This is a genomic window from Hoyosella sp. YIM 151337, from assembly GCF_026041215.1.
Lineage (GTDB): Bacteria > Actinomycetota > Actinomycetes > Mycobacteriales > Mycobacteriaceae > Hoyosella.
The window spans coordinates 1-13,695 of the sequence record NZ_JAPEIQ010000023.1; the positions used below are offsets into that span (position 1 = coordinate 1).

The 13,695-nt window shown below is 61.2% G+C and carries 16 protein-coding genes; 10 read left to right on the plus strand and 6 right to left on the minus strand.

Features of this window, described 5'->3' with window-relative positions:
• The 6 genes from ONR57_RS11890 to ONR57_RS11915 form a co-directional block, all read left to right on the plus strand.
• The coding region (locus tag ONR57_RS11890; RefSeq protein ID WP_265123640.1) for a transposase at positions 1-244 on the plus strand (244 nt) is incomplete at its 5' end.
• A 76-nt stretch (positions 245-320) separates the two neighbouring features.
• Complete coding sequence (locus ONR57_RS11895; RefSeq protein WP_265123642.1) at positions 321-746, plus strand: hypothetical protein; 426 nt, start codon at positions 321-323, stop codon at positions 744-746.
• A gap of 63 nt (positions 747-809) precedes the next feature.
• The gene (locus tag ONR57_RS11900; RefSeq protein ID WP_374116438.1) at positions 810-1,265 is read left to right on the plus strand and encodes a helix-turn-helix transcriptional regulator; all 456 of its coding nucleotides are present in this window, start codon (positions 810-812) and stop codon (positions 1,263-1,265) included.
• 10 nt (positions 1,266-1,275) lie between these two features.
• On the plus strand, positions 1,276-1,686 hold the full coding sequence (locus ONR57_RS11905) for a VOC family protein (protein WP_265123646.1): 411 nt from the start codon (positions 1,276-1,278) through the stop codon (positions 1,684-1,686).
• Between the two features lie 24 nt (positions 1,687-1,710).
• Positions 1,711-4,107 carry an excinuclease ABC subunit UvrA gene (locus tag ONR57_RS11910; RefSeq protein ID WP_265123647.1) on the plus strand — a complete coding sequence of 799 codons (2,397 nt, stop codon included), beginning with the start codon at positions 1,711-1,713 and terminating at the stop codon, positions 4,105-4,107.
• 81 nt (positions 4,108-4,188) lie between these two features.
• On the plus strand, positions 4,189-4,797 hold the full coding sequence (locus tag ONR57_RS11915; RefSeq protein WP_374116439.1) for a lipocalin family protein: 609 nt from the start codon (positions 4,189-4,191) through the stop codon (positions 4,795-4,797).
• A 7-nt stretch (positions 4,798-4,804) separates the two neighbouring features.
• Here the strand turns inward: ONR57_RS11915 and zwf are convergent, their stop codons facing one another.
• Positions 4,805-6,253 carry a glucose-6-phosphate dehydrogenase gene (zwf, locus tag ONR57_RS11920; protein ID WP_265123649.1) on the minus strand — a complete coding sequence of 483 codons (1,449 nt, stop codon included), beginning with the start codon at positions 6,251-6,253 and terminating at the stop codon, positions 4,805-4,807.
• Between the two features lie 65 nt (positions 6,254-6,318).
• On the opposite strand from zwf, the gene ONR57_RS11925 reads away from it, so the two are divergent.
• Positions 6,319-7,014: a DNA alkylation repair protein gene (locus tag ONR57_RS11925; RefSeq protein WP_265123650.1), complete on the plus strand. Its 696-nt coding sequence runs from the start codon at positions 6,319-6,321 to the stop codon at positions 7,012-7,014.
• A gap of 23 nt (positions 7,015-7,037) precedes the next feature.
• On the opposite strand, the gene ONR57_RS11930 is transcribed toward ONR57_RS11925, so the two are convergent.
• From ONR57_RS11930 to ONR57_RS11940, 3 genes are all read right to left on the minus strand, one after another.
• Positions 7,038-8,060, minus strand: a complete 1,023-nt coding sequence (locus tag ONR57_RS11930) for a glycoside hydrolase family 3 N-terminal domain-containing protein (RefSeq protein ID WP_265123651.1) — start codon at positions 8,058-8,060, stop codon at positions 7,038-7,040.
• 112 nt (positions 8,061-8,172) lie between these two features.
• Positions 8,173-9,051 (minus strand): 3-oxoacyl-[acyl-carrier-protein] synthase III C-terminal domain-containing protein, encoded by an 879-nt coding sequence (locus ONR57_RS11935; RefSeq protein ID WP_265123652.1) that lies wholly within the window; start codon positions 9,049-9,051, stop codon positions 8,173-8,175.
• A complete protein-coding gene (locus tag ONR57_RS11940) occupies positions 9,035-10,138 on the minus strand; it encodes a 3-oxoacyl-ACP synthase III family protein (RefSeq protein WP_265123653.1) in 1,104 nt (367 codons plus the stop codon). Before ONR57_RS11940 ends, ONR57_RS11935 begins: the two co-directional genes overlap by 17 nt.
• 158 nt (positions 10,139-10,296) lie before the next feature.
• Between ONR57_RS11940 and ONR57_RS11945 the strand changes: the two genes are divergently transcribed.
• The gene (locus ONR57_RS11945) at positions 10,297-10,863 is read left to right on the plus strand and encodes a CBS domain-containing protein (RefSeq protein ID WP_265123655.1); all 567 of its coding nucleotides are present in this window, start codon (positions 10,297-10,299) and stop codon (positions 10,861-10,863) included.
• Between the two features lie 21 nt (positions 10,864-10,884).
• Here the strand turns inward: ONR57_RS11945 and ONR57_RS11950 are convergent, their stop codons facing one another.
• Together ONR57_RS11950 and ONR57_RS11955 are read right to left on the minus strand one after the other, a co-directional pair.
• The gene (locus ONR57_RS11950; protein WP_265123657.1) at positions 10,885-11,007 is read right to left on the minus strand and encodes a hypothetical protein; all 123 of its coding nucleotides are present in this window, start codon (positions 11,005-11,007) and stop codon (positions 10,885-10,887) included.
• Positions 11,008-11,031: 24 nt separating this feature from the next.
• The gene (locus tag ONR57_RS11955; protein WP_265123659.1) at positions 11,032-12,261 is read right to left on the minus strand and encodes an oxygenase MpaB family protein; all 1,230 of its coding nucleotides are present in this window, start codon (positions 12,259-12,261) and stop codon (positions 11,032-11,034) included.
• Between the two features lie 204 nt (positions 12,262-12,465).
• On the opposite strand from ONR57_RS11955, the gene ONR57_RS11960 reads away from it, so the two are divergent.
• Entirely contained in the window at positions 12,466-13,122 is a 657-nt protein-coding gene (locus tag ONR57_RS11960; protein WP_265123756.1) for a TetR/AcrR family transcriptional regulator, read from the plus strand.
• A 16-nt stretch (positions 13,123-13,138) separates the two neighbouring features.
• The gene (locus tag ONR57_RS11965; protein WP_265123661.1) at positions 13,139-13,519 is read left to right on the plus strand and encodes a hypothetical protein; all 381 of its coding nucleotides are present in this window, start codon (positions 13,139-13,141) and stop codon (positions 13,517-13,519) included.
• The last annotated feature ends 176 nt before the right edge of the window (positions 13,520-13,695 follow it).

Below are 13,695 nucleotides of genomic sequence, written 5' to 3' on the forward strand. Positions count from 1 at the left end.
TGCGTTCCTCACCTACAAAGCAGCCCGAGCTGGTGTTCCGATGATCGAAGTCGATCCCCGGAACACCAGCCGCCGTTGCACCGCGTGTGGACATATCGATAAACGGAATCGGACCAGCCAAGCCGGATTCGTGTGTCGGGACTGCGGATACATCGCAGAACACGCAGACATCCTCGGTAGCGACAACATCGCCTACCGGGCCGCAAGCTCCTGGGCCCAGTCAACGGCCCCTGGCGCGGCGTAAACCTGACAGCCAGTCAGGGACAACAGCTGCAAACCTGCCCCTTCACGGGCGGGTGGTTGACGGTAAGTGAGAAGGTGTGGCTGACGAGGCAGGGGAGATCGGTCGGTTGTATCGATTGGAGCGGTTTCAGCCCGCGGTAGCCGCGCTCGCTATCGCCGCTCTATCGGCGTGCGGAACGCCAGACACGCACGAACGGCCCGGCGATACGCCGCCAGCCGCGACTCCCACCCCCGTTGTCTCGCCGCCGCCGGGGACGATCTGCCGCACTGAAACAGAACTGGTCGTGGAGGTCACCTCAGGCGGTGTCTCTTGCCGCGACGCTGTCGGGCTGATCGAAACGTACCTGGCGCTGCCGATTACAGGGGAGTACGGCCAGGCGAATATTCGGCCCGTCGGCGACTGGGATTGTGCGCTGACAATCGCGATCTCCATGCAGGAAGAACTCGGATATGTTGCCCGGTGTACGCGTGGAGAACTCGAGGTCAGGGTGCCAGTTTGGTAGTGGCTTCCACCTTCGAGGATGGTTTCGCGGCGCAGTGACTGCGCGACTGCGCTTCGTCGTGGGATGATTTGGCTTGTGGTAGTCAGAACCGCCGATGATGAGCGCCTGCGCGATCTCGCGCTGCTCCGGCGCGTCCGTGATCGGATCGACCGCGAGTATGCTCAACCGCTCAACGTCGAGGCACTCGCCCGTGGCATCAATATGTCGGCCGGCCACCTGAGCCGAGAGTTCCGGCGCGCTTACGGCGAATCCCCTTACTCCTACCTCATGACGCGGCGCATCGAACGGGCGATGGCGCTGCTGCGTCGCGGCGATCTCAGTGTCACCGAGGTGTGTTTCGCTGTGGGCTGCTCCTCGCTCGGCACGTTCAGTACGCGCTTTACCGAACTCGTGGGAATGCCGCCGAGCGTGTACAAGCGAGAGGCGGTCAACGATGCGGCGGGGATACCCCCGTGCGTCGCAAAGCAAGTCACCAGACCGATCAGGAATCAAGAAGCGCGCGTCATCGCACCTCATTAACGTGGTCGGCATGGACATCACCATCAACGCCAGTTTTCTCCCACACACAGATGCCGAAGCCTCACTCACGTTCTATCGCGATGCGCTTGGCTTCGAGGTGCGCAAGGACGTCGGATATGACGGAATGCGCTGGATTACAGTCGGTCCTGAGGGGCGCCCCGATATGAACATCGTGCTCACCCCGCCGGGTGCAGACCCGGGTATCACCGATGAAGAGCGTCGCACGATCGCCGAGATGATGGCGAAAGGAACCTTTGCCGCCATCATGCTTGCCTCGAACAATGTCGACGCTACGTTCGAGCGTGTGCAGGCCAGCGGCGCGGAAGTTATGCAGGAACCTACGGACCAGCCTTGGGGCGCACGTGATTGCGCTTTCCGCGACCCTGCGGGCAATACCGTCCGCATCCAGGAAATTCGCTGACGTAACCGTCGAGATGGAGACACAATGAGCATTGCCACTGAAGCCGGGCCGGCGGTCTTGCACACTGCCGACAGTCACGACATGATCCGCGTGCATGGCGCGCGCGAGAACAATCTGCAAGATGTCAGCGTCGAAATCCCCAAACGGCGCCTGACCGTCTTCACCGGTGTCTCCGGTTCTGGCAAAAGCTCATTGGTGTTCAGCACGATCGCCGCCGAGTCACAGCGGCTGATCAACGAAACGTACAGCGCGTTCGTGCAAGGTTTCATGCCCACGGTCTCGCGCCCTGATGTAGACGTCCTGGACGGGCTCACGACCGCAATCGTCGTTGACCAGGAACGCATCGGCGCGAATCCACGCTCCACAGTGGGCACCGTCACTGACGCGAACGCCATGCTGCGCATCCTGTTCAGCCGCCTCGGCGAACCGCATATCGGTCCACCGAGCGCCTACTCGTTCAACACGGCGTCGGTTCATGCCAGCGGTGCGATCACTGTTGAACGCGGCGATCGAACAATCGCGGAAAAAGCCACCTTCACGCGGACAGGTGGCATGTGTCCGCGGTGCGAAGGTCTGGGCCGTACTTCCGATTTCGACCTCACCCAGCTATACGACGCCGAGAAGTCCCTGAACGAGGGGGCGCTCACCATCCCCAACTATTCGTCCGACGGATGGTACGGCCGGATATTCCGCGGTTGCGGCTTCTTCGACCCAGATAAGCCGATCAAGAAGTTCACGAAGCGCGAGCTCCACGACTTGCTATACAAAGAGCCGACCAGAATCAAGGTCGAGGGCATCAACGTGACCTTCGAGGGACTCATTCCGCGAATCCAGAAATCGATGCTTTCGAAAGACCGGGAAGCGATGCAACCGCATATCCGTGCATTCGTCGACCGGGCAATCACGTTTACGACCTGCCCTGACTGTGACGGCACGCGGCTCAGCGAAGCGGCGCGGTCCTCGAAGATCAACGGGGTGAGCATCGCGGATGCGTGTGCGATGGAAATCCGGGACCTGGCACGCTGGATCCGCGGCCTCGACGAGCCATCCGTCGCGCCACTGCTCACCGCCTTGCGGCACACGCTTGACTCGTTCGGTGACATTGGCCTCGGTTATCTGAGTCTCGAGCGGCCATCAGGAACCCTGTCGGGAGGAGAAGCGCAGCGCACCAAAATGATTCGTCACCTCGGATCCTCGCTCACGGATGTGACGTATGTTTTCGATGAACCTACGATCGGTCTGCATCCGCACGACATACAGCGTATGAATAGGCTCCTTCTCCAACTTCGCGACAAGGGCAACACGGTGCTCGTCGTTGAGCACAAGCCGGAAGCTATCGCTATTGCCGATCACGTCATCGACCTCGGTCCCGGCGCCGGTACAGAGGGCGGCACTGTCTGTTTCGAGGGGAGCCTTGAGGGCCTGCGGTCTAGTGACACGATCACTGGCCGTCACCTTGATGACCGGGCGAGGCTGAAGGACGGGGTACGTAAACCGGCGGGCACGGTGGAGGTTCGCGGTGCGACGGCCAACAATCTTCGCAACGTCGACGTTGACATTCCGCTCGGCGTGCTCTGCGTAGTTACTGGTGTGGCCGGCTCCGGGAAGAGCTCGCTCATCCACGGATCGATCCCTGCACATGCTGGTGTCGTCTCGGTCGACCAGGGTGCGATCAAAGGTTCGCGACGCAGCAATCCCGCAACGTATACGGGACTTCTCGATCCGATCCGCAAGGCATTCGCGAAGGCGAACGGCGTCAAACCAGCACTGTTCAGTGCCAACTCCGAGGGCGCGTGCCCCGCATGCAACGGCGCCGGCGTCATCTACACCGACTTGGGGATGATGCAGGGTGTCAGCACCACGTGTGAAGAATGCGAGGGGAAACGGTTCCAGGCGGCCGTGCTCGAATACACGCTCGGCACTAATGGCGACGGCAAAAACATTAGCGACGTACTCGCGATGTCCGTAGCTGAAGCCGAAAAGTTCTTTGGTGCAGGGGATGCGCGCACACCCGCCGCGCACAAGATCTTGCAACGGCTCGACGACGTCGGTCTCGGTTACCTTCGACTCGGGCAGCCGCTCACGACGCTGTCCGGCGGCGAGCGCCAGCGCCTCAAACTCGCTACCCACATGGCTGACAAGGGCGGCATTTATGTCCTCGACGAGCCGACCACAGGATTGCATCTTGCTGATGTTGAACAATTGCTGGCACTGCTGGACCGGCTGGTGGAATCGGGGAAGTCTGTCATCGTTATCGAGCATCATCAAGCGGTGATGGCGCATGCGGACTGGATCATCGACCTGGGGCCAGGTGCTGGCCACGATGGTGGCCAGATCGTGTTCGAGGGCACTCCGCGGGAACTCGTGGACGCGCGCTCAACGCTCACCGCTGAGCATCTTGCCGACTATGTGGGGGCCTAACCGTATTTCCGCCAATCCTGATGTGCGGCAGCTCCGAATCAATGACAGACACGTGCTCTGCCAACCAAAGGGGACTGCCAAATGTCTTTCCGCACACTCCGCACCGCGGTTGCGATCGCAGCAACGCTGATGCTCGGCGCACCCGCGCTAGCCAACGCGCAAGAGGGGAGTATCGCGCCCGCGCTGCTCCAGCCGGTCGACTACCTCGACGTTGAGCGGTACACCGGCACGTGGTACCAGGTCGCGGCGATCCCGCAGCCGTTCAGCCTTGACTGCGCCCGGAACACGACCGCTAACTACGAGCTCATCGATGAGCGGAACGTTCGTGTGCGGAACTCGTGTGACACCTTCACAGGTGGGCAGAATCGGATCGAGGGCAACGCGAGAGTCAACGACCCACAGACCCAGGCCCAACTGCACGTAAGCTTCCCCAGCGTTCCATTCCAGGATTCGCTCGATGGGCCGACGAACTACGTCGTCACCTATATCGCAGACGACTACTCCTGGGCGCTCGTTGGCGACCCATTCCGAACGTCGGGCTTCGTGCTCGCTCGCTCCGGCGAGGTGTCACCTGAACAGTGGCAGGTGATTCGCAGTGTTGTGACGAGCCGTGGTTACAACGATTGCTTCTTCCTGACTAGCCCCGTTGACGACGGAGTGAACGAGATCCGGCCACTCTGCCTGATGTGACTTGCGGCTACGTGTCCGCCCGCCACGGACGTTCGAACGGGAGGCGCCACGTGCGGGGTTCGATGAGCTCGTTTATCACGGCCGGCCCCCACGAACCTGCTTCGTAGGTGTGCAGCGGCGGGGGATTGTCGAGGAGCGGTGCTGATAACTCCCACAGCCGCTCAATCCCCTGAGCGGTGGTGAACAACGTGCGGTCGCCGTGCATTGCGTCCAGTATCAGCCGCTCGTACGCTTCGAGCACGTCATCGGCATCAGCCGTGTCTTTCAAACCGAATTGCATACTCTGCTTGTCGAGAAGCATGCCCGGCCCAGGCCGCTTGCCGTAGAACGACATGGACATTTTCGAGTCATCGGCCAAGTCGAACGTCAAGTGGTCCGGGCCGCGGGTGCCAACGCCGCAGTCCGAGGGAAACATGCTGCGCGGCGGGTCCCGAAACGCGATCGATATGATTCGCTGGCCCTCAGCCATGCTCTTGCCGGTGCGAAGGTAGAACGGCACACCCGCCCACCGCCAATTGTCGATTTCGCATTTCAGGGCGATGAACGTTTCTGTTTCTGATTCTGCTGACACACCTGGTTCGCTGCGGTACCCCTGGTACTGGGCGCGAACCACATTGTCAGGGTTCAGCGGGAGCATTGACCGGAAGACTTTGGTTTTTTCTTCGCTGATGGGCCCTGGTGCCAGTGCCGTCGGAGGTTCCATCGCAACGAACGCCAGCACCTGGAAAAGGTGCGTGACCACCATGTCACGGAAAGCGCCAGTCGGCTCGTAGAACGCCGCCCGTCCTTCGATGGACAGTCGCTCCGGGACATCGATCTGCACGTGATCTATGAAAGTCCGGTTCCAGATAGGTTCGATGAACCCGTTTGCAAAGCGGAACGCGAGGATATTCATCGCAGGTTCTTTGCCGAGGAAATGGTCGATTCGGAAGATCTGGGATTCCGTGAAGGCGGTGTGGATGGTCGCGTTCAGCTTCTGGGCGCTCTCAAGGTCAGTTCCGAAGGGTTTTTCCATGATCACGCGAGACTCTTTGACGAGTCCGGCAGTTTCGAGCATCCGTATCACGGCGGATGCCGCAGCTGGGGGAACACTCAAGTAGTGCAGCAGCCGGGCAGGTCCCTGCAACGTGGCAGACGCCGCTTGCACTGCCGAAGACAGTGCGCCTGCGCCCTTGTTTTGCGGCACGTAACTGACTAGCTGGGCAAAGCGCTCATGCTGTTCGCTAGACGCTGGTCGTCGCGAAAATTTCCGGCACGCCTCAATCACGAGTTCGCGAAAGCGATCATCATCAATGTCATCCAGTGAGGTACCGATGATCCGCATGTCGGGCGCAAGCCGCGAAATCGCCAGATGAAACAGGCCAGGCAGCAGCTTCCGCCTCGCAAGGTCGCCCGTCGCACCGAACAGGACGACAACATGCGGTTGCACACCGGGTCGCTTGTCATCAGGTGTCACGAAGTAATCGTCGCACTTCGGAGTGAGAAGCCGCGGGGTACCGCGCGAAATGTTTGAATACTGCCATGGATGCGCCGGGGATCATCGCTGCGCTGGAGGCGAGCAAGTCATCAGCGGAACTCGCGAACGTCCGTAAGAGGCTGCAGGAAGGCGAGGACGCTTTCGGCGTCCGGATGCGAGTGTTGTTCGATCTCGCGAAAGCGAACGCTACTGTACCGCTCACCGAGGTGGAGCGGTTGCTTGAACACCCCGCGTACGAGCCGCGGATGGCGGCCTTCTGCATCCTCGACTTCAAAGCCCGGGACCGCAAGTGCAGTCGCGCGGAGCGTCAAGAGCTTTACGACTGCTACATCACCCATCATGATCGGATCACCACGTGGGACATGGTTGACCGGTCGGCCCCCAGGGTGGTGGGAGGTTACCTAGCGGGGGGCGATCTCGGCGCGCTCGACGTATTGGCCCGCGCGGACGATCCGCTGCGCCGGCGCACCGCGATCACCGCGCCCCTGTTCTTCGTTCACGCGGGTTCTGATGCGGACGTTGCGGGCGGTTTTGCCATAGCCGGAATGCTTGCCGCGGACGCACACCCGTTCGTGCACAAGGCTGTAGGGATATTCCTTAAGCATGCCGGCGAACGCGATCGACGGACCCTGCACGACTTCCTCGAGAAGTACGCAACGTCGATGCCGCGCGCTGCTCTCCGGCTGGCCACCGAAAAGCTCGGGCCGGACGAACGTCAGCGGTATCTGGTTACCAGCTAAGGCGACGACCCCTTGGAGGCGACCTAGTGGCCCGCCGCAACGAGAGCGTCGGCCGCCTCATCACCTTGCGCAACGTCTCGCGCCGAGCAGCACAGCAAGTCGACACCCGCGGCGACGGCGCTGACGGCCCGGTTCCCCATGCTCCCGTACCGTTCCAGCGCCCCGGCTTCGAGTGCGTCGGTGACAATCAGGCCCCGGAACCCGAGACGCTCGCGCAGGCGGCCCTGGAGGATCGCTCGTGACATCCCGGACGGATGCGCCGGATCCAGCGCAGGGTAGAGCCCCCAGGAAGGCATCACCATGTGCACCCCCGCCGATATTGCAGCGCGGTACGGGTATTCGTCGACATCAGTCAAGGTTTGCTCGGAGAGACTGATCGTGACGGGCGTCAGGTCCGTGTTGGCTTCGGCAGCGGCTGCGCCGAGCCCGGGGAAGTGCTTCGCGCACGCACTGACCCCAAGCCCCTGCGAAGACCGGATAAAAGCGGCTCCTGCCCGCGAGACAGTGTCCTTGTTCATGCTGAAGCTGCGTCCGTACTGGTCAAGAAAGTCGCCCGCGGCCCGGTAAACCCCGAGCACCGGCGCGAGGTTCACGTTCATCCCCGCTGCCCGCAGCGCCATTGCCGCTTCCGAGCCCTGCATCATGCCGGCGATATCCGGATCCGGCTGGCTGCCGGTCTGCTTCGCTGACATCGACGGGCCGCCGGGTAGGCGTTTGACCAGGCCTCCTTCTTGGTCAACAAACAGCCGCAACAGATATCCCGATTCGAGTGCGGTGAGCGTCAGTTGCTGTGTCACGCCGGCGATCTGTTCTGACGACGTGATGTTTTCTCCAAAGGAGATGACTCCGCCGATACCCGCGCGAATACGGCTGAACAGTTCCGGCGGCGGCGCAGTACCGGGGTAGGAGTAGATCACCCGGCGACGTCCGGAAAGGCGTCCTGGTCCGAGGGAACCCAGCGGTTGTGCTACCGCTAGACCGCTTGCTGACAAGGCACCGGCAGCGCCGGTGAGCGCCGCTGTTTTGAGAAAAACTCGCCTATCCATATCGCCACCTCGGTGCGCGAATGCGGCTTATACAACCTCGAAGCTATTCTTCACCCATTCGCGCGGCGGAGGAACACGTGAGCCGTTATCTTGTCGTTATAAATGCACGTATTCAGCGTCTCGTGGGCTCTTCGTAGAGCGCCGCACCAGCGGTTACGCCCGCACCCGCCGTGACGACGAGCGTTCGTGTTCCCGCAGATGGGCGAGGCCCGCTTGCTTCCAATGCGGCGACCAGCGCGGCGGTGTGCGTCCACTCCTCCGCACCGACCGTGATGCGCGCGGGCTCGAGTCCGAGCTTTTCGGCAAGCACTGCCCGGAATCGGGGCCGGGCTGGTGCGGCAACGATGCGATCGATGTCTGCCAATCCGAGCGCTGCATCGCTCAGACATGACGCCACCGCCGTTGCAGCTGTCTCTGCGTACTGCGTGTCAAGCGCAGCCGACTCCTCAATATGCAACACGTTGCGCTTCCTCTCGTGCTGGATACGGGCGCGCAGCGCATCCCCGTCCCGGTTCGCAGCCCAGGACGCAGCGCCCATACCGCCCGGACCATCAGCCCAGCTGCACAGCAATGCACCGCCAGTCGCAGAGAACGGAAAATTATCACTCATGCCGTGGCCAGGGTCGGCATCACTAGCAACGATGATCGCATGCTTGATGGCGCCCGAGCGCAGGAATCCATCAGCGATCTGCAAAGCTGTCAGGACGCCGCACGTACCGTTCGCCACGTCGAACGAGAAGGTGCCATGCGTGTCCACGTGCGGGTCTTCCGGGTGTGCGCCGATGTCCTCCTGGATTAGGGCGGCGAGCGCGGGCTCGCCAAGATTGCGATCCCGGTAGAGACCTGCGTTCAGAACCAAATCAAGATCGTTCGCACTGCGGCCCGCTCTGTCGAGGCACGTTTTCGCGGCCGATACAGCAAGCCGCAGTGCGCTGTGCCGTGACCGCCATGCCCCCTGCACAACGGCAGTCTGTTCAATGATCGTGCCCATAGCGAGCTACCAATTCCTCATCGACGTCGATTAGCAAGATCCCGATTTCCAGCCCGGACGCGAGCGAGATCAGAGCGATAGTCTCACCAGGCTTGATCCGGCCCGCCTCCAGTTCTTCGACGAGTGCCACTGTGTGCGTCGTGGAAGCGGTGTTGCCGTATCGGTCGACGGTAATGACGGCATCGTGGCGTGGTGTATCGCCGAACGATGCCTTAACTTCCGCCATGCCTTTGCGTATAGCCCGTGCGGACGTCTGATGAGTGATCACGTGATCGATGTCGTGTATCGACAGGCCGACTGTGTCGAGCACTTCGTGAAGCAGCAGGGGCGTGACCGCAATCGCCGCCTTCTGGATTGCACGCGAATTCGTAAACATTCTGCCGCCCGGGTCGCCACCCTTCGGATACGCCAAGCACAACCGACTGTAATCGGAAACCGTGGTGAAGCCGGCGAATCGGATTCCGCTCGCACCCTTCGGGGTACGCTCCAGCACCAGTGCCGCCCCGGCGTCGCCTAGGGTCAGCGACGCCAGCTCTTTGCTCATGATGCTGTGGATGTGTTGCGCTGCATTCTGGCCGAGCTGAGATATGTACTCACCGCTCACGATGAGAGCCCGCTCGATGATGCCCTGACGGATCCAGTTGTTGGCTACGGTGACTGCCGTCAGCATTCCGGCGCAGGCGTTCGCAATGTCAAACGTCATCGCGCGGCTCGCACCGATGGCCTGGGCGACAGCACCGCTCATGGTTGGCTCCAGCCAGTGCGTGAGCCCATCGCGGAACTTGGTGATACTGCAACTGATCACCACGTCGAGAGACGCTGCTGTTCTGTCGCATCTTCGCAGCGCATCCTCGGCCGCAGCCACTGCGAGCGTGTAAGAGTCTTCGTCGCCTACTGAGACGCGGCGTTCATGGATGCCGGTCAGCCTCTCCAGGTCGATGTGAGTGCGGTGGCGCGTGGTCGCCATGAGGTCGCCAGTAGTCAGCCGTGTGCACGGCAGGTGCCGTCCAGCCCCCGCCACCCGCGTGCTGTACAGCGCGCGGGTGCCGCCGTCATCTGTGTCCCTCACCAGCCAGTGCTTTGCCATAGCAACCGCCACCTCCATTGAGCTAAACGATGGCGCAACAGGAGCCGTGCGCAGTAGGGCACTACGTCCCTTGCCGAGAGGTCTGGGTAGGGCCCTAAGGCCCTACCCACATATGTCCATGACACAGAAATCTGAGTCAGTAAGGGAAGGAGTGTGCTATGCGCGCGCGGCACATCATGAGCAGCCCGGTCACTACGGTGGACCAATCCGCGAGCCTGGACGAATGCCTCAGCATTCTCGAACAACGGGGCTATACGGTACTGCCTGTCGTGAACGACGAGGAGCGCCTCGTCGGCATCGTCTCCGAGGGCGATTTGCTCCGCGAGAAGTTTCGCGCAGACGTTCAGGGAAAGACTTCTGCAGAGGACGCGATGACGCGGCCAGTAGTCACGATGGGCCCAGATGCCGATGTCAGCGCGCTAGCGTCAGCAATGTTGCGGTCCCGCCTCCGCGGCATACCGATTGTGGCTAACAACAACGTCATTGGAATCGTGACGCGCCGCGACCTCCTAGCGCTGCTTACAAGAAGCGACACCCGGATTGCCAGTGAGATTCAGCATCGCCTTGACGTGTACGCCGGTTCACCAGAGAAGTGGCGAGTGGAGTCGAAGGACGGAACGGTCCTCATCACGGGCCTCAGCCCGGACGACCCTGAACGAGAGGTCGTTGCCGCCCTTGCCGAGACAGTTCCGGGTGTTGAGGCAGTGCGATTTGCGCCGGCGTAAATTTCCTCGCGGAAGATGACGTTAGAGCGGCGAATCGATGCTGCCGAATGCTGTTCCAAGCGCGAGGAACGCTGCCACTATGAGTCTGGGCAGATCTTGCGTGAGATACACCGGCAAGTATTCAGCGATTTCGATAGATCCCATTAGGGGCTCCTCCAGTAAGACGCATCACGGGTAGTTGGGATTGTTGAATTCGGGAATTTCAATACTGATAGGCTTTAGTTCTGACATGTAGAGAAGAACGAACTGCCGCAGGAACTCGTCGAACGTCCAATACGCCTCGTCGGTGTTCGGCAAGGTGAGCAAGCCTTCGCGCACCTGAATAAACGGTCCCCACGCTACATCGAGCAACGGCCCCCACACGGGTTCCCTGGGTATCAGCAGCCAGTCGGCGATCTGGTCGCCGAGGATAAACCGTGTGAACGCGCCGAGGATGGGCCTGGTGAGCAGTGTGAGATCAATCTGCTTGCCGAGATCGAGCAGCATGTCGGCAAGCTTTATTCCCTCCGGCGTGGGCTTGAGAATGGGGTCGAGCACCTGCTGCGCCTGCGATTCAGCGGCGTCCCAGGACGCCGGGATGTACTGGTCTTCCACGCCGAGCATGTGGGCGCTCACCTGCCACGAATGCAGGAACGCGCGGGACTCGTTTTCGGGTATCGGCACCTTCCAGGAGTTCAGCGTGCGCATCACAGTGGTGGGCAGGCTGTGCCACGTGACCATGATGTCGTGCTGACTGATGGGGATGGTCTCCGGTGCGGAGTTATTCCAGTGCGGCGATCGTGGCAGCAGGTTGCGGACGCCAGCGTGCGCCAGGCGTGTCTTCACTGAGGTGACAGCCATCTCGCCGTCGGGCGTATAGGCGTTCCTCGAACCTATGTCGTAACCGAACTTCGCGGTTCTCGAGATGCGGCCCTTCATGTTCGCGCCGCCCTTGGAGTAATAGACCGCGCGCGCCTCCTGGGGGATAACGGTGGCTAGCATGCCGCTCGCAAAACCGTAGAGAACGCCGAGATAGGTGCCTCGCTTTTCATTGAACGCAACTGCTGTTTCGAGCATGCTCTGATCAGCCCACGAGGGCAGCTGACGGGCACGCTCGATGAAGTCCCGGACATCTGCAGGAAGGCCGTCCGGGAGAGGCTGCCCATTCGTCTTCCACGTACGCAGCAAACTGTTGACCCGACCGACCTCACCGCGCTCGAGGAGGTCAGCGACAAGGGGATCCGCCTCCGCGTCCCACACGTTCATAGGATCCGTGCCGCTGCCGCTGCCAATCATTGAATCGGCTGGTGACCACTTCCAGGGCGGGCGAGCAGCGGCGGGCGCGGCGACACTAAAGGCGCCGACTGCGCCCAGCGCACCGCCGATTCGCAATAACGAACGCCTATTAAGTTTGTCCATTCCGTGGCTGACCTTTCGTGAAGGGGAGAATGCGCGTGCATGAAACTATGAAACATACAGCGTATCTAAGTATCACCACACTGTAGTGTCGATCACAAGTACCTGTGGCCAACTCGAGTTATCGAGGGCCCTCTCGCTACGGGGCATCTCAACCTAGGACGGCGTCGCCTAGGATCGGCCGTAGGAGGAACCAGCGTGGAGAACATGTCACCGTTAACGACAGCATCGGCGAAAGCTCCGTCCCTTGTGCAACGCGCATATGCCGATGCAGTGGAGAACGCAGAGGAGTCCGACGAGACACGTGCCCGGCTCCTTGATGCCGCCTATGACTTGTTCAGCCGTATCGGCATTCAACGCACGTCGATGGAAGATGTCGCCAAGCGCGCTGGCCTCTCGCGCATCACGGTCTACCGCAAGTTCGAGTCGAAGCCCGCACTGGTCGATCAGGTCATTCTCCGTGAGTTCCGCCGATATTTCACGACCTTCTTCAGTGACATCAGGGGAGCGGAATCAGTCGCTGATCGTGTTGTCATTGGCTTCGTGAGCGCCCTGCGCACCAGCTGGAACAACCCACTGATAAGCGAACTCGTCAACACCGAACCGACACTCGCCGCAGGATCCATCACCGGAGCAGACGGGAAGGTCTTCGCAGCAGTGCAGCAGTTTGTCGCGAGCCAGCTTCGCCAGGCACAGCGCAAAGGGGGTCTTAGCGATAACGTCGACATCGAACTTGTCGCCGAGATGATGGTAAGGGTTGCCGTATCGTTCCTCACCATTCCCAGTCCCACTGTCGACCTCAGCGATGATGCACAGTTGGCAGCCGTCGCACGCAAATATCTAGTCCCGATGCTCACAACGTAACCGCGAAAGGACAGTCTTGACCGCAGTCACACTTGTTGTAGGTGCCGTACTCACGATCGCCGGGGTCATTGGTTACGCGGTAACCGGAGCTGAGAGTGTTACCGCCCTCATCCCGAGTTTCGTCGGGCTCTTGATGCTCATCGCAGGCATCATCGCGCGCAACGTGAATGCCCGGCGGCACGCCATTCACGCCGCACTCGCCATTGCACTGCTCGGAGCGCTCGGTTCACTGCGCAACGTGGCCGCTATCGGAGATGTCTTCGACGGCACCGCGGAACGCCCAGCCGCGATCATCCTCAGCACACTGATGTTCGTGGTGCTGATCGGTTATCTGGTTCTCGGCATCAGGTCGTTCATCCAGGCCAGACGCGATCGGCAGGGTAAATCGCCCGCATAGCGAGGTCAACTCCTCAACGTCGTCACGGAGCTGGCCAGCGTTACGTGCGGATTCGAAGCGCCGCGGGTGGTGCGCTGATTGATTGAACGAGACGGCATGTCTCGCAAGTGCTGTCTCGGCGCAGCTATGGAGAGGGCAGAACGTGGAACCGAGTGGCAAACACCTTGCAATGGTCA

Bases quoted from the DNA above. Each gene is read 5' to 3' on its own strand.
- ONR57_RS11945 (WP_265123655.1), top strand. From the start codon at position 10,297: ATGCGCGCGCGGCACATCATGAGCAGCCCGGTCACTACGGTGGACCAA.
- ONR57_RS11960 (WP_265123756.1), top strand. From the start codon at position 12,466: ATGTCACCGTTAACGACAGCATCGGCGAAAGCTCCGTCCCTTGTGCAA.
- ONR57_RS11905 (WP_265123646.1), top strand. From the start codon at position 1,276: ATGGACATCACCATCAACGCCAGTTTTCTCCCACACACAGATGCCGAA.
- ONR57_RS11900 (WP_374116438.1), top strand. From the start codon at position 810: ATGATTTGGCTTGTGGTAGTCAGAACCGCCGATGATGAGCGCCTGCGC.
- ONR57_RS11930 (WP_265123651.1), bottom strand. From the start codon at position 8,060: ATGGATAGGCGAGTTTTTCTCAAAACAGCGGCGCTCACCGGCGCTGCC.
- ONR57_RS11910 (WP_265123647.1), top strand. From the start codon at position 1,711: ATGAGCATTGCCACTGAAGCCGGGCCGGCGGTCTTGCACACTGCCGAC.
- ONR57_RS11955 (WP_265123659.1), bottom strand. From the start codon at position 12,261: ATGGACAAACTTAATAGGCGTTCGTTATTGCGAATCGGCGGTGCGCTG.
- ONR57_RS11935 (WP_265123652.1), bottom strand. From the start codon at position 9,051: ATGGGCACGATCATTGAACAGACTGCCGTTGTGCAGGGGGCATGGCGG.
- ONR57_RS11915 (WP_374116439.1), top strand. From the start codon at position 4,189: ATGTCTTTCCGCACACTCCGCACCGCGGTTGCGATCGCAGCAACGCTG.
- ONR57_RS11940 (WP_265123653.1), bottom strand. From the start codon at position 10,138: ATGGCAAAGCACTGGCTGGTGAGGGACACAGATGACGGCGGCACCCGC.
- ONR57_RS11950 (WP_265123657.1), bottom strand. From the start codon at position 11,007: ATGGGATCTATCGAAATCGCTGAATACTTGCCGGTGTATCTCACGCAA.
- ONR57_RS11925 (WP_265123650.1), top strand. From the start codon at position 6,319: ATGGATGCGCCGGGGATCATCGCTGCGCTGGAGGCGAGCAAGTCATCA.